The following is a 23,266-nucleotide window of genomic DNA, read 5'->3' as shown; positions in this document are numbered from 1 at the left end:
CCTGAGCGGAGCGAAGACAACTGCTTGCGCGGAAATGTGACGTGCCCCCAGGAGGATTCGAACCTCCGCCCCTGCCTCCGGAGGGCAGTGCTCTATCCCCTGAGCTATGGGGGCCAAGGGGTGGAACAACCGTAGCAGGTCCGGCGCGCGCTCCTGGACAGCGCGTGTCGCGCACGGGGCGTCGCCACGGGGCGGACGGGAGGCGCGGTGCGGGGCCGCCACGGGCCTCCCGTCCGCACGGTGCGTGCGTTGCGGGCCGGTGCGAGGTTGCGCGGTCCGTGCGGCGCAGCAGGCGCGCACCACGCGTGCAACCTCGCACCGAGCGGCGGACCCGGCACCGTGCGAGCGCCGCCGAGCGGCCGGGAGGCGCGGTCCGGGGCCGCCACGGGCCTCCCGTCCGCACGGTGCGTGCGTCGCGGGCCGGTGCGAGGTTGCGCGCTCCGTGCGGCGCAGCAGGCGCGCACCGCGCACGCAACCTCGCACCGAGCGGCGGCCCCGGCACCGTGCGAGCGCGGCCGGCCGGGTCAGCCGGCGGGCGTCGCCGTCGCCGTCGCCGACGGCTGCAGCGCAGCGCGCACCGCGTCGACGACGGGTTGTGCGCCTCCGGGCTCGGTGAACAGCGTCGACTGGGTGGTGATCCAGTACGGGTCGGCGAAGGCGTCGGCGCGTCCGACGGCACCGCTGAGCGCGAAGTACCCCTCGACACGGTAGGTGGGCACCGAGCCGCCGCGGTCGTAGAGGGCGTCCTTCAGGTTCGTGAGCGATTTCTCAGGCAGGTCGGCGACGGCCAGGGTGATCGTCACGGCGTCGTCGTCGGTGGCGACGAACTGGCAGACCCGACCCCGCTGCTTCGCGATGGTGGCGGCGGGGGAGCCCTTCGCAGGGGTGAAGGAGTCGTCGAGGGTGAAGGTCTTCCCGTACACGGACAGGGCTTCGGCGGGCAGGAGTTCGGCGCACGTCTGCGACACCGCCTTCCCGACCGGGGTCGCACTGGGCGTCGGACCTCCGTCGCCGCCACCCGAACAGGCCGACAGCACGAGGGCTGCTGCGGTGGCGACGGTGGCGACGGAGCACGCCCGGGCACGGCTTCGGGTGGTCATGCCGACATGATGGCGCATCGTCCGGCGTGCACCTGGGTGTCCCGGTAGACTCGTCCGCCGTGACTCCTGCCGAACTCTCCGCCGCGTACCTGTCGATCCTGACCGGGATCGTCGAGCGACGAGGCGCGTCCGAGACCGTGACGATCGGGGACTCGCACGTGGTCCTCGAGCGTCCGAAGAACCGCGCGCACGGCGACTGGGCGTCGAACGCGGCCATGCAGCTCGCGAAGCGCATCGGCACGAACCCGCGCGAGCTCGCGACGGAGATCGCCGGCGAGCTGACCGAGCTCGACGGGGTGGCCTCGGTCGACGTCGCCGGCCCGGGCTTCATCAACATCACGCTCGAGGCGGCTGCCGCCGGCGAGATCGCCCGCACCATCGTGGACGGCGGCGAGTCGTTCGGCACCGGCGACCTGTACGACGGCGTCCGGATCAACCTGGAGTTCGTGTCCGCGAACCCGACCGGCCCGATCCACATGGGCGGTGTCCGGTGGGCGGCCGTCGGTGACAGCCTGGCCCGCGTGTTCCAGGCGCAGGGTGGCCTGGTCACCCGCGAGTACTACTTCAACGACCACGGTGCGCAGATCGACCGCTTCGCCCGTTCGCTCGTGGCGTCGGCGCTCGGTGAGCCCACGCCCGAGGACGGCTACGGCGGTGCCTACATCGCCGAGATCGCGGCGCGCGTGATCGCGACGCTCGACCCGTCGGTCGACATCACGAACCTGCCGCGTGACGAGGCGCAAGAAGTGTTCCGGCGCGAGGGCGTGGACTTCATGTTCGCCGACATCAAGTCGTCGCTGCACGACTTCGGCGTGGACTTCGACGTGTACTTCCACGAGAACGAACTGCACGAGTCGAAGGCCGTCGAGCGCGCCATCGCCCGGCTGCGGTCGTCCGGCGTGATGTACGAGGCCGAGGGTGCCGAGTGGCTCCGCACCACCGACTTCGGCGACGACCGCGACCGCGTGGTCATCAAGTCCGACGGCGAGCCCGCGTACATCGCCGGTGACCTGGCGTACTACCTCGACAAGCGCGAGCGCGGCTTCGAACGCAACCTGATCATGCTCGGCGCGGACCACCACGGCTACGTTGGCCGGATGATGGCGATGTGCGCCGCGTTCGGCGACGAGCCGGGCACGAACCTCGAGATCCTGATCGGGCAGATGGTCAACCTGCTCAAGGACGGCGAACCGATGCGCATGTCGAAGCGCAACGGCACGATCGTCACGATGGAGGACCTCGTCGACGCCGTGGGGGTCGACGCCGGCCGGTACTCGCTCGTCCGGTTCGCGAGTGACACTGCGATCGACATCGACCTCGACCTGCTCACGAAGCGCACGAACGACAACCCGGTGTTCTACGTCCAGTACGCGCACGCACGCACCCAGTCGGTGGCCCGCAACGCCGAGGCCGCCGGGGTCGACCGGTCCGCGTTCGACGCCTCGTTGCTGACGCACGACTCCGAGGGAGCGCTGCTCGGCGCCCTCGCCGAGTTCCCGCGCGTGGTGCGCCACGCCGCGGAGCTCCGTGAGCCGCACCGCATCGCCCGGTACATCGAGCAGCTGGCCGGGCTGTACCACCGCTGGTACGACTCCTGCCGTGTGACGCCCCTCGGCGACGAGCCGGTGACCGACCTGCACCGCACGCGCCTCTGGCTGAACGACGCCACCGGTCAGGTCGTCCGCAACGGCCTGACGCTGCTCGGCGTGTCCGCCCCGTCCCGCATGTAGCGAGGGGTCCACGCCGCCGGAACCAGGTTCCGGACACAGCACCGCGGAATCCCGTGGTGCTGTGTCCGTTCCACGGTGCCGGCCCCAAGCTGCCACGTGGAAGGCTGGGAGGCATGTCCGCTGCCACCACCCGCCGCCGCTGGCCCGTCGTCCTGATCGTGGTCGTCGTCGTGCTCGCCGGCCTCGTCGTCATCGCCGAGTTCGTGCTCCGCGGCGTCGTCGACCGCATCATCGCCCAGCAGGTCGAGCAGTCGTTGCCCGACGGCACCACCGGCCAGGTCGAGGCGCACGCCGACGGCATCGTCATCCCGCAGCTGATCAGCGGCACACTCGACCAGGTCGAGATCTCGTCCGCGAAGCTCACCGTCGACGGCATCCCGCTCGCCGCGGACGTCACCGCGAAGGACGTCCCGGTGGACGGCAAGGGCGACGTGCACGACGTCGACGGCACCGTCACCCTGGCGTCGTCGAGCGTGAAGGACCTGTCGAAGTACAGCCCGCTGTTCGACCGGCTGACCCTGGTCGACGGTGGCGTGGAGCTCTCCGGTTCCACGGCGGTGCTCGGCTACGACATCACCTACGCCGCGAAGGGCGACGTCGTCGCGCAGGACGACGGCCGCGGCATCACGATCACCCCGAAGAGCGTCCGGATCACCAACTCGGACCTCGGCCTCAAGGTGAACTCGATCCCCGGTGTCACGAACGTGCCGGTCCAGGTCTGCACGGCGCAGTTCCTGCCCGAGGCCCTCCGCGTGCGCTCGCTCGACGTCTCGAAGGGCGACGCGACGGTCCGCATCACCGCTGACGCGCTGCCGCTCAACGAGCAGGGCCTGCAGACGGTGGGCAGCTGCGGCTGATCCCGTGGCTGCGTCACACGGACGGGAGGCCCGCCCCGCGTCGGTAGGATCGGGTCCCGTGAGCGAGAACCCCCTTGCACCGCCGCGACTGCGGTTCCCGACGGACGCCTCCCAGCTGGTGGACCGGATCTGGCCCGCGTCCGCGACGCGGACCGACGACGGCGACCTGGCGATCGGCGGTGTCACCGCGACCGACCTGGTCGCGCAGTACGGCACCCCGCTGTACGTCGTCGACGAGCGGGACGTGCAGTCCCGCGCGGTCCGGGTGCGGAACGCCTTCACCGAGGCGTTCGAGGGCATCGGCACCCGGGCACACGTCTACTACGCGGGCAAGGCCTTCCTGACGACCCAGGTCGTGGCGTGGATGGCCGAGGCTGGCCTGCGCGTGGACGTCTGCACCGGCGGAGAGCTCGCGGTCGCGCTGGCCGCGGGCATCGACCCCGCCCTGCTCGGCTTCCACGGCAACGACAAGTCCGACGCCGAGATCGCCCGCGCGGTCGAGGTCGGCGTGGGCACGATCGTGCTCGACAGCCACGAAGAGGTCCAGCGCGTCGCCCGTGCCGCGACCGAAGCCGGAGTCGTGCAGCGCGTGCGCATCCGGATCAACAGCGGCGTGCACGCCTCGACCCACGAGTACCTCGCCACCGCACGCGAGGACCAGAAGTTCGGCATCCCGCTCACCGAGGCCGTCACCGCTGCCGAGGCCGTGCGTGCCGAGTCGTCCCTCGTGTTCGTCGGGCTGCACTCGCACATCGGCTCGCAGATCTTCGACGAGTCCGGGTTCCGCGAGGCCGCGCGACGGCTGATGGACGTGCACGCGACCCTGGTGGCGACGGGCCCCGTGCCGGAGCTGAACCTCGGCGGCGGCTGGGGCATCGACTACACCGAGGCCGACTCCGCGTTCGCGCCCGAGGACGTCGCCGATGCCCTCGCCGCGATCATCGCCGAGGCCTGCGCCGAGCGGGACATCCCGGTGCCCGAGGTCGCGGTCGAACCCGGCCGCTACATCGTCGGGCCGGCGGGCATCACGCTCTACCGCGTCGGCACCATCAAGCCGGTCGCGCTCGAGACCGGCGACGGCAGCGACGGCAGCGACGCCGACAGCTGCCACGCCACGCGCACCTACGTCTCCGTCGACGGCGGCATGAGTGACAACGCCCGTCCCGCGCTGTACGGCGCCGACTACACCGCCCGCCTCGCCCGCGCGTCCGGGTCACCGGCCGTGCTCACCCGCGTGGTCGGGAAGCACTGCGAGAGCGGCGACATCGTGGTCAACGACGAGTACCTGCCCGGTGACGTCCAGCGCGGCGACCTGCTCGCCGTCGCGGCGACCGGGGCGTACTGCTGGGCCCTGTCGAGCAACTACAACCACGTGGGCCGCCCGCCGGTCGTCGCCGTGGCGGACGGCGCAGCCCGTATCCTCGTGCGGGGCGAGTCGATCGACGACCTCCTCGCCCGCGACACCGGGGTCCGCCCCGTGCCCCACGCCGGCACCGGCCGCTGACCCGACGAACAGGAACCAACTCCAGATGATCGAATACCGCAACGTCCGCGTCGCGCTGCTCGGGGCCGGCTCGGTCGGGTCCCAGGTCGCGCGCCTCCTGCTCGAGCACGCCGACGAACTCGCTTCGCGCGCCGGCGCCGGCCTCGAGCTCGTCGGGATCGCCGTGCGCGACGTCGACGCCCCGCGCGACGTCGACCTGCCGAAGGACCTCTACACGACGGACGCTGAGTCGCTCATCCTCGGTGCCGACATCGTCGTCGAGCTGATCGGTGGCATCGAGCCCGCACGTACGCTCGTGCTGCAGGCGCTGCAGTCCGGCGCGGACGTCGTCACCGGCAACAAGGCGCTCCTCGCGACCCACGGTCCGGAGCTCTTCGCGGTGGCCGAGCAGGTCGGCGCGCAGCTGTACTACGAGGCCGCCGTCGCCGGCGCGATCCCGATCATCCGACCGCTGCACGACTCGCTCGCCGGGGACCGCATCGAGCGGATCATGGGCATCGTCAACGGCACCACGAACTTCATCCTCGACCTGATGGACCGGCAGGGGAGCACGTTCGAGGACGCCCTGGCCACCGCGACCGAGCTCGGGTACGCCGAGGCCGACCCGACCGCCGACATCGAGGGCTACGACGCCGCGCAGAAGGCCGCGATCCTGGCCTCGCTGGCGTTCCACACCTCGGTACCGCTCGCAGCAGTGCACCGCGAGGGCATCACCTCGGTCACGATCGAGCAGGTCCGCGCCGCGCGCAAGGCCGGCTACGTCGTGAAGATCCTGGCCACTGCCGAGCGGCTGACCGACGAGGACGGCCGCGAGGGCGTCAGCGCCCGCGTGTACCCGGCCCTCGTTCCCGAGTCGCACCCCCTGGCCAGCGTGCACGGCGCGAAGAACGCCGTGTTCGTCGAGGCCGAGGCCGCCGGCGACCTGATGTTCTACGGCGCCGGTGCCGGTGGGGTCGAGACGGCCTCGGCCGTGCTCGGCGACCTCGTCTCCGCCGCACGACGGCACGTCATCGGTGGCCCTGGTGTCGCGGAGTCCACGCAGTCGGACCTGCCCGTCTTCCCGATCGGCACCGTCCGGACGCGCTACCAGATCACGTTGCACGTCACCGACGCCCCCGGCGTGCTGTCGACCGTCGCCGGTGTGCTCGCGAAGCACGGCGTGAGCGTCGAGACCGTCGAGCAGACCACCGCGGGCGCCTCCGAGGGGACGGCGGCGCTCGTCATCGGCACACACCTGGCGCGCGAAGCGGACCTGGCGGACACCGTCCGCACGCTGCGCGGCGAGGACGTGGTCCTGGACGTGACCAGCGTCCTGCGCTTCGTCGGCGCCTGACGCACCACGCGCCTCCAGGCCGACCCATGACCACCACCAGACCGACCCACCGGACAGAGAGAGAAGCCTGATGGCCCACCAGTGGCAGGGAGTCCTGCGCGAGTACGCCGACCGACTCGACGTGACCGAGGCGACGCCGATCGTCACGCTCGGTGAGGGCGGCACGCCCCTCATCCCGGCTCGTCGGCTCTCCGAGCGCACCGGCGCCGAGGTCTACGTCAAGTTCGAGGGCATGAACCCGACCGGGTCCTTCAAGGACCGCGGCATGACGATGGCGATCTCGAAGGCCGTCGAGCACGGCGCGAAGGCCGTCATCTGCGCCTCGACCGGCAACACCAGCGCCTCGGCCGCCGCGTACGCCACGCACGCCGGCATCACCGCCGCGGTGCTCGTGCCCGAGGGCAAGATCGCCATGGGCAAGCTCAGCCAGGCCGTCGCCCACGACGCCCAGCTGCTGCAGGTCCAGGGCAACTTCGACGACTGCCTCGACATCGCCCGCGACCTGGCGGCCAACTACCCGGTGCACCTCGTCAACTCGGTCAACAACGACCGCATCGAGGGCCAGAAGACCGCCGCGTTCGAGGTCGTCGACGTCCTCGGTGACGCCCCGGACTTCCACTTCCTGCCGGTCGGCAACGCGGGCAACTACACCGCGTACTCGCGGGGGTACCGCGAGGACGTGGCGGCCGGTCGCACCACGAAGCTCCCGCGCATGTTCGGGTTCCAGGCCGCCGGCTCGGCCCCGATCGTCCGCGGCGAGGTCGTCAAGAACCCCGACACCATCGCATCGGCGATCCGCATCGGCAACCCGGCGTCGTGGCAGTTCGCCCTCGAGGCCCGTGACGAGACCGACGGCTACTTCGGTGCCATCTCGGACGAGGCCATCCTCGCGGCGCACCGCATCCTGTCGGCCGAGGTCGGCGTGTTCGTCGAGCCCGCATCGGCCATCGGTGTCGCCGGGCTGCTCGAGCGTGCCGACGCCGGCGTCGTGCCGAAGGGCGCGAAGGTCGTCATCACCGTCACCGGCCACGGCCTGAAGGACCCGCAGTGGGCCCTGCGCACCCAGGACGGCGGCGAGGTCACCCCGACGAGTGTTCCGGTCGACACCAAGTCGATCGCGGACGTGCTCGGACTGGTCGCGGCGCAGTGAGCGTCGACCGCTCGTCCGGACCGGGGGAGGGCGTCACCGCCCACAGCGCTGTACCGGCCGGACGGGCGGTCCACGCTGTGCCCGCCGGGCGGGCGGCCCACGGGGTGCCCGCCGGACGGGCCGTGCGGGTACGCGTGCCGGCGACGTCCGCCAACCTCGGCCCGGGGTTCGACTCGCTCGGCCTCGCGCTGTCGCTGTATGACGAGGTCGTCGTGCGCGTCCGCCCCGAACCCGGTGCCACCGTCACCGTGCAGGGCGTCGGCGCCGGTGAGGTCGCGACCGACGACACGAACCTGGTCGTCCGTGCCGTCCGCCGTGGCCTCGAGCACGCCGGCGTCGACCAGCCCGGCCTCGAACTGCACGCGACGAACGCGATCCCGCACGGCCGCGGGCTCGGCTCGTCGGCAGCCGCGATCGTCGCCGGCCTGATGGCGGCCCGCGGGCTGCTCGAGGGCATCGTCGACCTGGACGCCTCGACCCTGCTCAGCCTGGCCACCGAGATGGAAGGTCACCCGGACAACGTCGCCCCCGCGCTGTTCGGCGGCCTGACGATCGCGTGGATGACGGCGGAGGGGCCCGCGTACAAGCGGCTCCTGGTGCACCGCGGTGTCGCCCCCGTGGTCTTCGTGCCGACGTCCACGCTCTCGACGAAGCTCGCGCGCTCCCTGCAGCCCGCGAACGTGCCGCACGCCGACGCCGCGTTCAACGTCTCGCGCTCCGCGCTGCTGGTCGCCGCGCTGATCCAGAGCCCCGAGCTCCTGCTCGCCGCGACCGAGGACCGCCTGCACCAGGCGTACCGGGCCAGCGCCATGCCCGAGACCGACGCGTTGATCGGACTGCTCCGGCAGCACGGGCTGGCCGCCGTCGTGTCCGGGGCGGGGCCGAGCCTGTTGGTGCTCGGCAGCGATCCGGCGCAGCGGCTCACCGCCGCCGATCTCGTGGCGCGACACGGGGAATCCGACTGGCGGGCGCTCATGCTGGCCGTCGATCTCGGTGGTGCTACAGTGGTGCCGCACTCGGCGCTCGAAGCCGAACCCGCGTAACCGCACGGAATGCCCGTCCCCAAGGACAGCTCCTGCGACGTCGCAGGGTCCGGTGCGCGGGTGTGCATCTCTTTCTGATCACCGAATCCCGATCCGTCGTCTGAACGGCGGTCGATGCTCCCTGCATCCGGGACGGTGGAAACTCTCCGCGTTCTGCGGTTCGAAAGGAAACACCGACCTTGACCGACAACAACTCCGCCCAGGTGGAGATCCCCAGCGATCTGCGCGCCCTCCGTCTCCCGGAGCTCCAGCGCATCGCCTCCTCGCTCGGCATCACCGGGCTCTCGAAGCTCCGCAAGGGCGACCTCATCGCCTCGATCGAGGACAAGCGTCCCGTCGCGGACGAGACCGCGCCCGCCGCGGCAGCACCTGCCGCCGAACCGGTGTCGTCCCCCGTGACCGAGCAGCCGACCCTGCCGGAGCCCGCCGCCGAGGCCCCGGCCGCGGCAGCGCCGGTCGCAGCAGCACCGGCCGCCGATGCCGGGGCACCCGCCGTCGAGACCGAGCCGGCCGCCCCGTCGCGTGCCCGCCGTTCGCGTCGCGCGTCGTCCGGCGGCACCGTGAACGCCGGCCCGACCTCGGCCGCCGAGCACACCAACGCCGGGCACACCGGCACCGAGGACCTGCTCGCGGGCCTCGACCAGGTCCGCGCCGAGAAGGACGCGCAGGAAGCCGCACAGGCACCGACCGGTGGCCAGCGTCGCGGTCGCGGTCAGCGTGGCGGCGACCAGCAGGCTGCTGACCAGAACCAGAACCAGAACCAGAACCAGAACCAGGACCAGCGCCAGCCGTCGTCGGCGGACGCCCCCGTCCAGGCCGACCAGCAGGGCCAGGACGCCGAGGCCGAGTCGCAGGACCAGTCGGGCGACCAGAACGACCAGCAGGGCGAGGGTGGAGCGCGTCGCGGTCGCCGCAGCCGTGGTCGTGGTCGTGGCCGTGGGCAGAACGCCGAGAACGGCGAGCAGAACGGCGACCAGCAGGACGCCCAGCAGAACCAGCAGGGCGGCCAGCAGCGGCAGAACGGCAACGACCAGCAGAAGCAGGCCGACGCCAAGCAGGGCGACGGCAAGCAGAACGACGGCAAGCAGGGCGACGGCAAGCAGGGCGACGCCAAGGGCGACACCCGCCAGCGCGACGCGAAGCAGGACGACCGCGCCGAGCAGAAGCAGCAGGCGGCCAACCAGGCCAAGCAGAACGGTCAGCAGAAGCAGGGCCAGCAGGCGCAGCAGAACGCCGACGACACCGAGGGCGGCCGCAGCCGTCGCCAGCGCGACCGCAAGCGTGGTCGTGGCGGCCAGAACGACGACTTCGAGCCCGAGGTCACCGAGGACGACGTCCTGATCCCGATCGCGGGCATCCTCGACGTCCTCGACAACTACGCCTTCGTCCGGACCACCGGGTACCTGCCCGGACCGAACGACGTCTACGTCTCCCTCGGCCAGGTGAAGAAGTACCACCTGCGCAAGGGTGACGCCGTCGTCGGTTCGATCAAGCAGCCCCGTGACAACGAGCAGCAGAGCCGTCAGAAGTACAACGCGCTCGTGACCGTCGACTCGGTGAACGGCCAGACCGCCGACGAGGCAGCTGCCCGCGTCGAGTTCTCGGACCTGACGCCGCTGTACCCGAACGAGCGCCTGCGTCTCGAGACCGAGCCCGGCAAGCTGTCGACCCGCATCATCGACCTCGTGTCGCCGATCGGCAAGGGCCAGCGCGGCCTGATCGTCTCGCCGCCCAAGGCCGGCAAGACCGTCGTGCTGCAGGCCATCGCGAACGCCGTCGCGAAGAACAACCCCGAGGCGCACCTCATGGTCGTCCTCGTCGACGAGCGGCCCGAAGAGGTCACCGACATGCAGCGCACGGTGAAGGGCGAGGTCATCGCCTCGACCTTCGACCGTCCCGCCGAGGACCACACCACCGTCGCCGAGCTCGCCATCGAGCGTGCGAAGCGCCTGGTGGAGCTCGGCCACGACGTCGTGCTCCTGCTCGACTCGATCACCCGCCTGGGCCGTGCGTACAACCTGTCGACCCCGCCGTCGGGCCGTGTGCTCTCCGGTGGCGTGGACTCCGCGGCGCTCTACCCGCCGAAGCGCTTCTTCGGCGCGGCGCGCAACATCGAGGACGGCGGCTCGCTGACCATCCTCGCGACCGCGCTCGTCGAGACCGGTTCGAAGATGGACGAGGTCATCTTCGAGGAGTTCAAGGGCACCGGCAACATGGAGCTCCGCCTGAACCGTCACCTGGCGGACAAGCGGATCTTCCCGGCTGTCGACGTCAACGCCTCCGGCACCCGTCGCGAGGAGCAGCTGCTCTCCGCCGACGAGGTCACGATCACCTGGCGTCTGCGCCGTGCCCTCGCCGGGCTCGACCCGCAGCAGGCCCTCGAGATCGTGCTGCGGAACCTCAAGGAGACGCAGTCGAACGTCGAGTTCCTGGTGCAGGTGCAGAAGTCGGTCCCGACGACCGGCGGCGCCCACCACAACGGTCACCAGGAGTAACGCGTGTTCGAGTCGGTGGCGGGGCTGCTGGCGGAACACGAGGACCTGACGCAGCAGCTGTCGGACCCCGCGCTCCACGCCGATGCGGCCCGGGCGAAGAAGGTGAACCGGCGGTACGCCGAGCTCAACCAGATCAAGTCCGCGTACGAGTCCTGGCAGGCGGCGGGGGACGACCTCGCCGCCGCCCAGGAACTCGCACGTGAGGACTCGGCGTTCGCGGACGAGGTCCCCGGGCTCGAGGAGCAGTTGGCGGAGCGCCAGGAGCGTCTCCGCCGGCTGCTCATCCCGCGTGACCCCGACGACGGGCGCGACGTGATCATGGAGATCAAGGGCGGTGAGGGCGGCGAGGAATCGGCGCTCTTCGCGGCCGACCTGCTGCGCATGTACTCGCACTACGCCGAGACCAAGGGCTGGAAGGTCGAGCTCCTCGAGCGCACCGAGTCCGACCTGGGTGGCTACAAGGACGTCCAGGTCGCGATCAAGTCGAACACGACCGACCCGTCGCAGGGCGTCTGGGCGCACCTGAAGTACGAGGGCGGCGTGCACCGCGTGCAGCGGGTGCCGCAGACCGAGTCGCAGGGGCGCATCCACACCTCGACGACCGGCGTGCTGGTGTTCCCCGAGGTCGACGAGCCGGAAGAGGTCGCGATCAACCAGAACGACCTGAAGATCGACGTGTACCGGTCCTCCGGCCCCGGCGGGCAGTCCGTCAACACGACGGACTCCGCGGTCCGCATCACCCACCTGCCCACGGGCATCACGGTGGCGATGCAGAACGAGAAGTCGCAGCTGCAGAACCGTGAGGCCGGCATGCGCGTGCTCCGTGCACGCATCCTCGCGCGGCAGCAGGAGGAGCTCGACGCGATCGCCTCGGACGCGCGCAAGTCGCAGATCCGCGGGATGGACCGTTCGGAACGCATCCGGACGTACAACTTCCCGGAGAACCGGATCGCGGACCACCGCACCGGCTACAAGGCGTACGACCTCGACCGCGTCATGAACGGTGCGCTCGAGCCCGTCGTCCAGTCCGCCATCCAGGCGGACGAAGAGGCACGTCTGGCCGCCATCGGCGACCAGGACGCGTAACCGCACACCCCGCCTGGAGGCCCGGCTCGTGTCCGACACGCCCCTCACGTTCGCCGCGGACCGCCTGCTCGAGCAGGCGGCCGCGGCGCTCGTCGCATCCGGCGTCCCGACGCCCCAGGTCGACGCCGAGCTGCTGCTCGCGTGGGCGACCGACACCTCGCGCGGTGCCGTCCAGGCCCGGGCGATGACCGGGGGAGCGATCGCACCGGAGCACGTCGAGCGCTTCCGGCACGCGATCGCCCGACGGAGCACCCGTGAGCCGCTGCAGCACATCACCGGGCAGGCGTACTTCCGTGCGCTGACCCTGGCGGTCGGACCCGGGGTGTTCGTCCCGCGGCCCGAGACCGAGGGCGTCGTGCAGTTCGGCATCGATGCGCTCCGGGCCGTGGCCGTCCCGGAGCCGATCGCGGTGGACCTCGGTTCCGGCAGCGGCGCCATCGCCATCGCCATGGACACCGAGGTGCCGAACGCCGTGGTCTACGCGGTCGAGGCCTCGCCCGAGGCGCTGCCCTGGACCCGTCGGAACATCGACGCCCACGGCGGCACGGTCCAACTCGTCGAGGGCGACCTGGCCGACGCGCTGCCCGAACTCGACGGCAGGGTGTCCGTCGTGGTGTCGAACCCGCCGTACGTTCCGGACGATGCGATCCCGATCGACCCCGAGGTCCGCGACCACGACCCCGCGATGGCGCTGTACGGCGGACCGGACGGCCTCGACGCCGTGCGCGCCCTGGCCGAGACGGCGTGGCGCTTGCTCGTCCCCGGAGGGGTCCTCGTCATCGAGCACGCCGAACCGCAGGGTGCCGGCGTCCGCGACGTGCTCGCACGCCGGGGGTTCCGGACCCCGGAGACGCACGTCGACCTGACGGGACGCGACCGCACGACCACCGCGACCCGGTAGGCGGACGCACCCCGGGCCTCCCGGTCGGCAGGTGCGCGCGGTGGTGAGACGCCGTCGTGTCGGTGCGACGCCGCCGAGTGCGCGAGACGCCGCGGTAAGTGGCGGCGTGTCGGCAACTGGCCGGTGTCTCGTGAAGACGCCGGCGTCTTGCGATGCAGATGAACGCATGACGCCGGCGTCTTGCGAGGGCCCCGAACGCTCGACGCCGGCGTGCCAGCGCTCGTCAGGCGACGGGGGAGGCCTCGCGCTGCTGCGCGACGAAGGCGCGGACGTGCTCGCGCAGGTCGGTGTCGCGCTCGACCAGGACGGCGTGGATGCCGACGCTCCGCGCTCCCGCGATGTTCTCCGGCATGTCGTCGGCGAAGAACGTGCGCTCAGCGGGCACGCCGTGGTGCTCGAGCGCGCGGACGAAGACCTCGGGCTCGGGCTTGCGGGCGCCGAAGTTGCTCGACGTGTCGAGGTGCTCGCCGAACAGCGCCGGCAGGGACGGCGCCCACTGGTGGATCCAGCGACCCGCCAGCGGTCCGTTGTTGGTGAGCAGGCCGACACGCCCGTGCTCGCTGGCGATCCGGACGGCCTCGATGCGCTCGGGCAGTTCGGTCATCGCGGAGCCGCGGATCCGGGCCCACTCGGCCTCGGGGACATCGCACTCCATCGCCCGCTCGAACGCGGCGAGGTACTCGTCGCCGTCGGCGAAGTCACCGGCCTCGGCACGCATCTCGTGGCCGCAGTCCCACCAACGGCGACGGAGCTCCTCGAACTCGTGTCCGGTGAACTCGGAGAGTGCGGCCATCCGCACCTGCCAGTCGTAGCGGACGAGGACGTCGTCCATGTCGAAGAGGAACAGGAGGCGGGGCGAAGAGGTCTCGTTCACGATGTCCTCCATTGTGTCGCACTATCATCGTTGAGTCATGGCATCCCGATACGACTGCACCGACTCCGACGGGCTCCTGACCGGGATGCGGCTCGCACGTGCCGCCCTCGGGCGCGGAGACCTCGTCGTCGTCCCCACCGACACCGTCTACGGCCTCGCCGCGGACGCCTTCAACGCGGCCGCCGTCCAGCGGCTGCTCGACGCGAAGGGCCGGACGCGGCAGTCGCCGCCGCCGGTGCTCATCCCCGGCCCGCCGACGCTCGACGCGCTCGCGAGCGACGTGCCGCAGCAGGTGCGCGACCTCGTCGCCGAGTTCTGGCCCGGCGGCCTGACCGTGATCCTGCGCGCGCAGCCGTCGCTCGACTGGGACCTCGGCGAGACGCGAGGCACGGTCGCCCTGCGGATGCCGGACTCGCGGATCGCGCTCGAGCTCCTGCAAGAAGTCGGTCCGCTCGCGGTGTCGTCCGCGAACTCGACCGGTGACCCGGCCGCGATGGACGTCGACGCCGCCGAGCGGATGCTCGGGGACAGCGTCGCCGTGTACCTCGACGGTGGCGCGATCGGCCAGCACGAGGGCTTCGAAGCCTCGACCGGGTCGACGATCGTCGACGCGACGGGGCTGTCGGACGGCGGGAAGCTCCGCATCGTCCGGCACGGGGTGATCTCCGACGACGAGATCACCCGGGTCGTCGGAGCCGACCTCGTCGGATGAAGTACTACCTGCTGGCGGGGGCGATCGCGGCGGTCGTGAGCTTCCTGGTCAGCGTGCTCGTGTGGAAGCTCGGGCTGAAGTACAAGTGGTACCCGCAGGTCCGCGAACGCGATGTGCACCGCACGCCGACACCGCGCCTCGGTGGGATCGCGATGTACATCGGCGTGATCGTCTCGCTGCTGGCGGCCTGGTTCCTGTTCCCGTCGATCGCGGGGACCGACTACTTCCGGCTGGTGTTCTCCGAACCGGGTCGCGTGCTTGCGGTGCTCGGGGGCGCGACGATCATCGTGGTGCTCGGCGTTGCTGACGACATCTGGGACCTCGACTGGATGACGAAGCTCGCGGGGCAGATCATCGCCGCGGGCATCCTCGCCTGGCAGGGCGTCGCGATCGTGTCGCTGCCGATCGGCAACACGCTGGGGGTCGGCTCGTCGTACATGAGCCTGATCTTCACGGTGCTGGCGGTGGTGCTCGTGATGAACGCGGTGAACTTCATCGACGGACTCGACGGCCTGGTCGCCGGGGTCGCGATCATCGCCGGTGGGGTGTTCTTCCTGTACACCTTCTTCATCAACCGCGTGGTCGTGCAGACCGAGTTCTTCTTCAACCTGCCGTCACTGCTGACGGCGGTGCTCGTCGGATCCTGCTTCGGGTTCCTCATCCTGAACTGGCACCCCGCGAAGCTGTTCATGGGCGACGCGGGGGCCTTGCTCGTCGGCTTCCTGATGGCCACCAGCGCCGTGTCGGTCACGGGCAACATCGACCCCGCAGCGGTGCAGACACGCCAGGCGCTGCTGCCGGCGTTCATCCCGATCCTGCTGCCCTTCGCGATCCTGATCGTGCCGATCCTGGACTTCGGGCTCGCGGTCACCCGGCGGCTCAGCGCCGGCAAGTCACCGTTCTCGGCCGACCGCAAGCACCTGCACCACCGGCTGCTCGACATGGGGCACTCGCACTTCCACGCCGTGCTGATCTTCTACGCGTGGACCGCCACGGTCGCCTTCGGGTGCCTGTTGTTCCTCTTCGTGGACTGGTACTGGGTCGTGGCGTTCGTCGCCGTCGGCTTCACCGTGTGCGCCGTCGCCACGTTCGCGCCGCTCGGGCGGAAACGCACCGAGATCGCCGCCCAGACCGCCAACCGTTCCGCCGCCGTGGTGGACGCCAGCCTCGACCCGCTCGACCGGGCCGCCAACGACCGCACGATCCCAGGAGACATCACGTGACCGCACCGAACGCGCTCGACCACGTCCGGCCGGTGTTCCGCCGCATCATCACCTGGGGTGCCGTGCTCGCCGTCGCCCTGGCGATCGTCGGGGGAGTCGTGGGGCTGCTCGTCGCCGACACTCCCGGCCTCGTCGGCGGGCTGCTCGGCGCCGTGCTCAGCGTGGTGTTCCTCGGGCTCACCGCGGTCAGCGTCCTCGTGGCGCTGCGCGTGTCGAAGGGCCAGATGATCTCGGGTGCGTTCTTCGGCATCGTGATGGGCACGTGGCTGCTCAAGTTCATCGTGTTCATCGTGCTGCTCGTGGCGCTGAAGGACCGCACCTGGGTGGACTTCCCGGTGCTCGCGATCGTGATCATCGCGGGGGTCGTCGGGTCCCTGGTCATCGACGTCGTCGCGGTGGCGAAGGCGCGCATCCCGATCGGCGTGCAGCTGCCCGGCGACGGGATCGACGGCTCCGCGGACGCTGGGAACCCGACCCCCCACAACTGAGAAGCCGGGAAGCCTCTCGCACCTGATAGGCTTCTCGGAGTCCGCCACCGGAGCCTTTCGCTCGGAGCGGGCAAGCCTCCACAACGTCCACCATCGCGTGCCATGATGTGCGCGCGCCGACACAGGAGACAGCGCTGCTATCCCACGCTCTTCCCCTGTCCCTCTCTGCTGCGGTTGACACCGTTGCGGCGGGGAGCAGCAAGGCCGCCGAGTTCCATGGTCCGTCGATCAACGAGTTCTTCCCGGATGCGATCTTCTTCGCCGGGACGCCGTTCGAGATCGATCGGGTCGTCCTCATCCGCTTCTTCGCCGTCGCCGTGCTCCTGGTGTTCGCCTTCGTGGGGACCCGTGCGCTGAAGCTCGTCCCGAACCGCGGTCAGGCGTTCATCGAGTACGCGTTCGACGTCGTCCGTCGCAACACCTTCGACAACCTCGGAGAGAAGGACGGCAAGCGTTTCCTGCCGCTCCTGGCGACGATCTTCTTCGGCGTGCTGTTCATGAACCTGACGGGTCTGATCCCGGGCATGAACCTCGCTGGCACCAGTCGCATCGCGATGCCGATGATCCTCGCGATCGTCGCCTACGTCGCGTTCATCTACGCCGGTCTCCGCAAGCACCCGGGCACGTTCCTCCGGAACTCGCTCTTCCCGCCCGGGGTGCCGTGGCCGCTGTACATCATCGTGACGCCGATCGAGCTCGTCTCGACCTTCGTGCTCCGTCCGGTGACGCTCACGCTGCGACTCCTGATGAACATGGTCGTCGGGCACCTGCTGCTCGTCCTGTTCTTCTCGGCCACGCAGTTCTTCTTCTTCGACGCTTCGCTCGGCTTCAAGGCCTTCGGCGTCGGGACCCTTGCGTTCGGCATCGCGTTCAGCTTCTTCGAGATCCTCGTCGCGCTGCTCCAGGCCTACGTCTTCATGCTCCTCACCGCCGTCTACATCCAGCTGGCGCTGGCCGACGAGCACTGATTCCTCACTGACCCCCTACGGGACCGGCATCCGCCGGACCCGCACCTCGAAAGGAAAACACGTGGACGCAACGACCGTTCTCGCGGAGATCAACGGCAACATCGCGACGGTTGGCTACGGCCTCGCTGCGATCGGCCCGGCCATCGGTGTCGGCATCGTCGTCGGCAAGACGATCGAGTCCGTCGCTCGCCAGCCCGAGCTCCAGGGCCGCCTGACGACCCTCATGTACATCGGTATCGCCTTCACCGAGGCCCTGGCCTTCATCGGCATCGCCACGTACTTCATCTTCACCAACTAAGGTTCCTCGATGCACAACGCACTCATCATCGCGGCGGAGGAGACGCACAACCCCCTCATTCCGCCGGTGTACGACATCGTGTGGTCCGCGGTGGCCTTCGTCATCATCTTCCTGGTGATGTGGCTCGTCGTCACGCCGCGCATCACGAAGATGCTCGATGAGCGCACTGAGGCCATCGAGGGTGGCATCAAGAAGGCAGAGGCTGCTCAGGAGCAGGCCGCTGCTGCGCTCGACGAGTACAACAAGCAGCTCGCCGACGCCCGCTCCGAGGCGTCCCGCATCCGTGAGCAGGCCCGCGCCGACGCCACGGCGATCGGCAACGAGGTCCGCGAGCAGGCAGCGGCCGACGCGGCACGCATCACGGCCAACGCCCAGGCGCAGATCGAGGCCGAGCGTCAGAGCGCCGTCCAGTCCCTCCGGTCTGAGGTGGGCACCCTCGCCCTCGACCTCGCCGCCGGCGTGATCGGCGAGTCGCTCAAGGACGACGCCAAGTCGACCGCAGTGGTCGACCGCTTCCTCGCCGACCTCGAGGCCTCGCAGGCCACGAAGACGGGGGAGCACTGAGCATGCGCAGCGCTACCAGAGAAGCACTCGCGTCCACCAGGGCGGTGCTCTCGGACCTCGGTTCGAGCGCCGACCTGGCCGCGGGTGCCGAGATCCTCGCCTCCGGGCGTGCGATCGCCGGTGCGCCGCAGCTGCTCGGGCTGCTGTCCGACCCCACGGCCGATGCGGTCGGCAAGAAGGTCCTCATCGACCGCGTCTTCGCCAGCCAGTCGGACGCGACGCGTGCGGTCCTGACGGCGGTGGCCGGCTCGCGCTGGTCCTCGCAGCAGGACCTGCTCGCCGGCATCGAGGACGCGGGCATCCGCGCCGTCGCCGCAACCGCGGGTCCGGACTCGTCGATCGAGTCGGAGCTGTTCGCCTTCGAGACCGCTGTCCGTTCGGACGCCGGCCTCGAGTTGGCGCTCGGCACGAAGCTCGGCAGCGCTCAGCAGAAGGGCGCACTCGTCGAGCGGCTCCTCGGTGCCAAGGCATCCGAGCAGACGATCACGATCGTGTCGGCCATGGTGCAGCAGCCTCGCGGCCGCCGCATCGGTGAGATCGTCCGCGATGCTTCGCGCATCGTGGCGGAGCAGGCCGGCAAGCTCGTCGCGACCGTCGTCACGGCGACGCCCCTGACCATCGCCCAGTCGGCTCGCGTCACGCGCGGTCTGTCCGAGCGGTACGGCAAGGACATCAGCATCAACCAGGTCGTCGACCCCACGGTCGTCGGCGGGGTCCGGGTGCAGATCGGCGGCGACGTCATCGACGGCACCGTGTCCACGCGACTCTCGGAGCTCCGGCTCCAGCTCGCCGGCTAGGCGTACGGTCGAAGCCGCTCCTCCCCAAGTCCACAACGGGAACTGCCGTGTCCGGCAGCGTCACCCTCTCGGAGCCGAAGGGCCCCGGAAAACCACAAGGAAAATCCCATGGCAGACATCACCATCAGCCCCGATGAGATCCGTGATGCCCTGAAGGACTTCGTCTCGAACTACGAGCCGACGAAGGCCTCCACGGCCGAGGTCGGGCACGTCACCGACGCCGGTGACGGCATCGCCCACGTCGAGGGTCTCCCCGGCGTCATGGCGAACGAGCTCATCCGCTTCGCGGACGGCACGCTCGGCCTCGCGCAGAACCTCGATGAAGACTCGATCGGCGCCATCGTGCTCGGCGAGTTCGCCGGCATCGAAGAGGGCATGGAGGTCACCCGCACGGGTGAGGTCCTCTCCGCCCCCGTCGGCGACGCCTTCCTCGGTCGCGTCGTCGACCCGCTCGGCGCCCCGATCGACGGTCTCGGCGAGATCGCAGCCGAAGGGCGTCGTGCCCTCGAGCTCCAGGCTCCCGGCGTCATGGCCCGCAAGTCGGTCCACCAGCCGCTGCAGACCGGCATCAAGGCGATCGACGCGATGATCCCCGTCGGCCGTGGTCAGCGTCAGCTGATCATCGGCGACCGCCAGACCGGCAAGACGGCCATCGCGATCGACACGATCATCAACCAGAAGGCCAACTGGGAGTCGGGCGACGAGGAGAAGCAGGTCCGCTGCATCTACGTCGCCATCGGCCAGAAGGGCTCCACGATCGCCTCCGTCAAGGGTGCGCTCGAGGACGCCGGTGCGATGGAGTACACCACCATCGTCGCCGCTCCCGCGTCCGACCCGGCCGGCTTCAAGTACCTCGCCCCGTACACCGGCTCGGCCATCGGCCAGCACTGGATGTACTCCGGCAAGCACGTCCTCATCATCTTCGACGACCTGTCGAAGCAGGCCGAGGCCTACCGTGCCGTGTCGCTCCTCCTGCGTCGTCCGCCGGGGCGCGAGGCGTACCCGGGTGACGTCTTCTACCTGCACTCCCGTCTGCTGGAGCGTTGCGCGAAGTTGTCCGACGAGCTCGGCGCCGGCTCGATGACGGGTCTCCCGATCATCGAGACCAAGGCGAACGACGTCTCGGCGTACATCCCGACCAACGTCATCTCCATCACCGACGGCCAGATCTTCCTGCAGTCGGACCTCTTCAACGCGAACCAGCGTCCGGCCGTCGACGTGGGCATCTCGGTGTCCCGCGTCGGTGGTGACGCGCAGGTGAAGTCGATCAAGAAGGTCTCCGGCACGCTGAAGCTCGAGCTGGCGCAGTACCGCTCCCTCGAGGCGTTCGCGATGTTCGCGTCCGACCTCGACCAGGCGTCGCGCCGTCAGCTGGACCGTGGTGCCCGCCTGACCGAGCTCCTCAAGCAGCCGCAGTACTCGCCGTACCCGGTCGAGGAGCAGGTCGTCTCGATCTGGGCCGGTACGAACGGCAAGCTCGACACCGTCCCGGTGCCGGACGTGCTGCGTTTCGAGTCCGAGCTGCTCGACCACCTGCGTCGCAACTCCGAGGTCCTCACCACGCTGCGTGAGACCAACCAGCTCAGCGACGAGACCGTCGCCGAGATGGAGAAGCAGATCGACGAGTTCACGAAGAGCTTCCAGACGAGCGACGGCAAGACCCTCGGCTCCGAGCAGTTCGACGCGGCAGACGCCGAGGACGTCGACCAGGAGCAGATCGTCAAGGGTCGTCGCTAGATGGCAGCGCAGGTCCGGGTCTACCGACAGCGAATCAAGTCCGCGAAGACCACGAAAAAGGTCACTCGCGCGATGGAACTGATCTCGGCGTCGCGGATCCAGAAGGCGCAGGCCCGCATGGCTGCGTCCGGCCCGTACTCGCGAGCCGTGACGCGTGCGGTTTCGGCCGTGGCGACGTTCTCGAACGTCGACCACGTGCTGACCACCGAGCCGGAGTCCTCGACCCGTGCGGCCGTGGTGCTCTTCACCTCGGACCGCGGCCTGAACGGTGCGTTCAGCACGAACGTCCTCAAGCAGGGCGAGGAGCTCGCCTCCCTGCTCCGCAGCGAGGGCAAGGACGTCGTCTACTACCTGGTCGGTCGCAAGTCCGTCGGGTACTTCGCGTTCCGTGAGCGCGCGTCGGAGCAGCAGTGGGTCGGCAACACCGACCAGCCCGAGTTCTCGACGGCCAAGGAGATCGGCGACGCCGTCGTGGCGAAGTTCCTCCAGGACACCGCAGAGGGCGGCGTGGACGAGATCCACATCGTGTTCAACCGATTCCTCAGCATGGCGACGCAGGAGCCGCAGGTCGTTCGCCTGCTGCCACTCGAGGTCGTCGAAGGGGTCGAAGAGCCCGAGGGCAACGAGCCCCTGCCGCTCTACGAGTTCGAGCCGGACGCTGATGCAGTGCTCGACTCGCTGCTCCCGGTCTACATCGAGAGCCGCATCTTCAACGCCATGCTGCAGTCGGCTGCTTCCGAGCACGCCGCCCGTCAGAAGGCGATGAAGGCGGCCAGCGACAACGCGGACTCGCTGATCCGTGACTTCACCCGGCTCGCGAACAACGCGCGTCAGGCGGAGATCACGCAGCAGATCTCCGAGATCGTCGGCGGCGCCGACGCCCTCTCGTCGAAGAAGAAGTAGTCCGCGTCGTTCGCGGACAGATACCCACCCTCAGGAAGGCACCAGCCATGACCGACACCGCAACCACCGCGGTCGAGACGTCGTCGGCGCCCGGTGTCGGCCGGATCGCCCGTGTCACGGGTCCCGTCGTCGACATCGAGTTCCCCCACGACGCAATCCCGGAGATGTACAACCTCCTGTTCACGACCATCACCATCGGTGACTCGTCGCAGGAGATCGGCCTCGAGGTCGCCCAGCACCTGGGCGACGACCTGGTCCGTGCCATCTCCCTGAAGCCGACCGACGGCCTGGTCCGTGGCCAGGAGGTCCGTGACTCGGGCGCTCCGATCTCGGTCCCCGTCGGCGACGTCACCAAGGGCAAGGTCTTCGACGTCCTCGGGAACGTGCTCAACACGGACGAGAAGCTCGAGATCACCGAGCGCTGGCCGATCCACCGCAAGGCCCCGGCCTTCGACCAGCTCGAGTCGAAGACCTCGATGTTCGAGACCGGCATCAAGTCCATCGACCTCCTCACCCCGTACGTGCAGGGTGGCAAGATCGGCCTCTTCGGTGGTGCGGGCGTCGGCAAGACGGTCCTCATCCAGGAGATGATCCAGCGCGTTGCGCAGGACCACGGCGGTGTGTCGGTGTTCGCCGGTGTCGGTGAGCGCACCCGTGAGGGCAACGACCTCATCGGTGAGATGGAAGAGGCGGGGGTCTTCGACAAGACGGCCCTCGTGTTCGGCCAGATGGACGAGCCGCCGGGAACGCGTCTCCGCGTGGCCCTGTCGGCGCTGACGATGGCGGAGTACTTCCGCGATGTCCAGAAGCAGGACGTGCTCCTCTTCATCGACAACATCTTCCGCTTCACGCAGGCCGGTTCCGAGGTCTCGACGCTGCTCGGCCGCATGCCGTCCGCCGTGGGCTACCAGCCCAACCTCGCCGACGAGATGGGTGTGCTCCAGGAGCGCATCACCTCGACGCGTGGTCACTCGATCACCTCGCTGCAGGCGATCTACGTGCCGGCTGACGACTACACCGACCCGGCTCCGGCCACCACGTTCGCGCACCTCGACGCGACCACCGAGCTCTCGCGTGAGATCGCGTCGCAGGGTCTGTACCCCGCGATCGACCCGCTGACCTCGACGTCGCGGATCATGGACCCGCGGTACCTGGGCGCCGACCACTACGAGACGGCCACGCGCGTCAAGCAGATCCTCCAGAAGAACAAGGAACTGCAGGAGATCATCGCCATCCTCGGTGTCGACGAGCTCTCCGAAGAGGACAAGATCACGGTCGAGCGCGCTCGTCGTATCCAGCAGTTCCTCTCGCAGAACACGTACATGGCGAAGAAGTTCACGGGCGTCGAGGGTTCCACGGTGCCGCTCAAGGACACCATCGAGTCCTTCCGCGCCATCGCCGACGGCGAGTTCGACCACGTTGCGACGCAGGCGTTCTTCAACGTCGGTGGCATCAACGACGTGGAAGAGAAGTGGGCACAGATCCAGAAGGAGAACCGCTGAC

General features: G+C 69.8%; 21 protein-coding genes and 1 tRNA gene. 19 read left to right on the top strand and 3 right to left on the bottom strand.

Annotated elements, in window-relative coordinates:
- Window positions 1–42 precede the first annotated feature (42 nt).
- Window positions 43–114, bottom strand: a tRNA-Arg gene (locus ITJ59_RS12795).
- A gap of 410 nt (window positions 115–524) precedes the next feature.
- Window positions 525–1,100, bottom strand: coding sequence for a hypothetical protein (locus ITJ59_RS12790; RefSeq protein ID WP_194651555.1), 576 nt, complete (start codon window positions 1,098–1,100; stop codon window positions 525–527).
- A gap of 59 nt (window positions 1,101–1,159) precedes the next feature.
- On the opposite strand from ITJ59_RS12790, the gene argS reads away from it, so the two are divergent.
- The 9 genes from argS to prmC all read left to right on the top strand — a co-directional run bounded on the left by argS (window position 1,160) and on the right by prmC (window position 13,199).
- Window positions 1,160–2,830: an arginine--tRNA ligase gene (gene argS, locus ITJ59_RS12785; RefSeq protein WP_194651553.1), complete on the top strand. Its 1,671-nt coding sequence runs from the start codon at window positions 1,160–1,162 to the stop codon at window positions 2,828–2,830.
- Between the two features lie 113 nt (window positions 2,831–2,943).
- On the top strand, window positions 2,944–3,687 hold the full coding sequence (locus ITJ59_RS12780) for an LmeA family phospholipid-binding protein (RefSeq protein ID WP_194651551.1): 744 nt from the start codon (window positions 2,944–2,946) through the stop codon (window positions 3,685–3,687).
- A gap of 58 nt (window positions 3,688–3,745) precedes the next feature.
- Entirely contained in the window at window positions 3,746–5,191 is a 1,446-nt protein-coding gene (gene lysA, locus ITJ59_RS12775) for a diaminopimelate decarboxylase (RefSeq protein ID WP_194651549.1), read from the top strand.
- Window positions 5,192–5,216: 25 nt separating this feature from the next.
- Window positions 5,217–6,524, top strand: coding sequence for a homoserine dehydrogenase (locus tag ITJ59_RS12770; protein WP_194651548.1), 1,308 nt, complete (start codon window positions 5,217–5,219; stop codon window positions 6,522–6,524).
- 70 nt (window positions 6,525–6,594) lie between these two features.
- Window positions 6,595–7,674, top strand: a complete 1,080-nt coding sequence (thrC, locus tag ITJ59_RS12765) for a threonine synthase (RefSeq protein WP_194651546.1) — start codon at window positions 6,595–6,597, stop codon at window positions 7,672–7,674.
- 134 nt (window positions 7,675–7,808) lie between these two features.
- Window positions 7,809–8,717 carry a homoserine kinase gene (gene thrB / locus ITJ59_RS12760; protein WP_323749492.1) on the top strand — a complete coding sequence of 303 codons (909 nt, stop codon included), beginning with the start codon at window positions 7,809–7,811 and terminating at the stop codon, window positions 8,715–8,717.
- A 179-nt stretch (window positions 8,718–8,896) separates the two neighbouring features.
- On the top strand, window positions 8,897–11,212 hold the full coding sequence (gene rho, locus ITJ59_RS12755) for a transcription termination factor Rho (RefSeq protein WP_194651542.1): 2,316 nt from the start codon (window positions 8,897–8,899) through the stop codon (window positions 11,210–11,212).
- A gap of 3 nt (window positions 11,213–11,215) precedes the next feature.
- Window positions 11,216–12,298, top strand: coding sequence for a peptide chain release factor 1 (gene prfA, locus ITJ59_RS12750; RefSeq protein ID WP_111083862.1), 1,083 nt, complete (start codon window positions 11,216–11,218; stop codon window positions 12,296–12,298).
- A 28-nt stretch (window positions 12,299–12,326) separates the two neighbouring features.
- On the top strand, window positions 12,327–13,199 hold the full coding sequence (prmC, locus tag ITJ59_RS12745; protein ID WP_194651540.1) for a peptide chain release factor N(5)-glutamine methyltransferase: 873 nt from the start codon (window positions 12,327–12,329) through the stop codon (window positions 13,197–13,199).
- A gap of 223 nt (window positions 13,200–13,422) precedes the next feature.
- Here the strand turns inward: prmC and ITJ59_RS19640 are convergent, their stop codons facing one another.
- Window positions 13,423–14,073 carry an HAD family hydrolase gene (locus ITJ59_RS19640; protein WP_194651539.1) on the bottom strand — a complete coding sequence of 217 codons (651 nt, stop codon included), beginning with the start codon at window positions 14,071–14,073 and terminating at the stop codon, window positions 13,423–13,425.
- Window positions 14,074–14,110: 37 nt separating this feature from the next.
- Here ITJ59_RS19640 and ITJ59_RS12735 point away from each other — a divergent pair, with 37 nt between their 5' ends.
- The 10 genes from ITJ59_RS12735 (at window position 14,111) to atpD (ending at window position 23,265) form a co-directional block, all read left to right on the top strand.
- A complete protein-coding gene (locus tag ITJ59_RS12735) occupies window positions 14,111–14,785 on the top strand; it encodes an L-threonylcarbamoyladenylate synthase (RefSeq protein ID WP_194651538.1) in 675 nt (224 codons plus the stop codon).
- A complete protein-coding gene (locus ITJ59_RS12730) occupies window positions 14,782–16,008 on the top strand; it encodes an MraY family glycosyltransferase (RefSeq protein ID WP_194651536.1) in 1,227 nt (408 codons plus the stop codon). The genes ITJ59_RS12735 and ITJ59_RS12730 overlap by 4 nt, the downstream gene beginning before the upstream one ends.
- A complete protein-coding gene (locus ITJ59_RS12725; protein ID WP_194651534.1) occupies window positions 16,005–16,496 on the top strand; it encodes a hypothetical protein in 492 nt (163 codons plus the stop codon). Before ITJ59_RS12730 ends, ITJ59_RS12725 begins: the two co-directional genes overlap by 4 nt.
- A gap of 107 nt (window positions 16,497–16,603) precedes the next feature.
- Complete coding sequence (gene atpB / locus ITJ59_RS12720) at window positions 16,604–17,464, top strand: F0F1 ATP synthase subunit A (protein WP_323749491.1); 861 nt, start codon at window positions 16,604–16,606, stop codon at window positions 17,462–17,464.
- A 61-nt stretch (window positions 17,465–17,525) separates the two neighbouring features.
- Window positions 17,526–17,762, top strand: coding sequence for an ATP synthase F0 subunit C (atpE, locus tag ITJ59_RS12715; RefSeq protein WP_027465781.1), 237 nt, complete (start codon window positions 17,526–17,528; stop codon window positions 17,760–17,762).
- 9 nt (window positions 17,763–17,771) lie between these two features.
- Window positions 17,772–18,326 carry a F0F1 ATP synthase subunit B gene (locus ITJ59_RS12710; protein WP_194651532.1) on the top strand — a complete coding sequence of 185 codons (555 nt, stop codon included), beginning with the start codon at window positions 17,772–17,774 and terminating at the stop codon, window positions 18,324–18,326.
- A gap of 2 nt (window positions 18,327–18,328) precedes the next feature.
- On the top strand, window positions 18,329–19,123 hold the full coding sequence (locus ITJ59_RS12705; protein WP_194651531.1) for a F0F1 ATP synthase subunit delta: 795 nt from the start codon (window positions 18,329–18,331) through the stop codon (window positions 19,121–19,123).
- Window positions 19,124–19,231: 108 nt separating this feature from the next.
- Window positions 19,232–20,860 (top strand): F0F1 ATP synthase subunit alpha, encoded by a 1,629-nt coding sequence (gene atpA, locus ITJ59_RS12700; RefSeq protein ID WP_194651529.1) that lies wholly within the window; start codon window positions 19,232–19,234, stop codon window positions 20,858–20,860.
- Window positions 20,861–21,763 (top strand): F0F1 ATP synthase subunit gamma, encoded by a 903-nt coding sequence (locus ITJ59_RS12695; protein ID WP_123339744.1) that lies wholly within the window; start codon window positions 20,861–20,863, stop codon window positions 21,761–21,763.
- Window positions 21,764–21,810: 47 nt separating this feature from the next.
- Window positions 21,811–23,265, top strand: coding sequence for a F0F1 ATP synthase subunit beta (atpD, locus tag ITJ59_RS12690; RefSeq protein WP_065959250.1), 1,455 nt, complete (start codon window positions 21,811–21,813; stop codon window positions 23,263–23,265).
- The last annotated feature ends 1 nt before the right edge of the window (window position 23,266 follow it).

Source organism: Curtobacterium sp. VKM Ac-1393 (assembly GCF_015350995.1).
Lineage (GTDB): Bacteria > Actinomycetota > Actinomycetes > Actinomycetales > Microbacteriaceae > Curtobacterium.
Note: the sequence above shows the minus strand (reverse complement) of the source record. Positions and strands in the feature narration are given on the sequence as shown.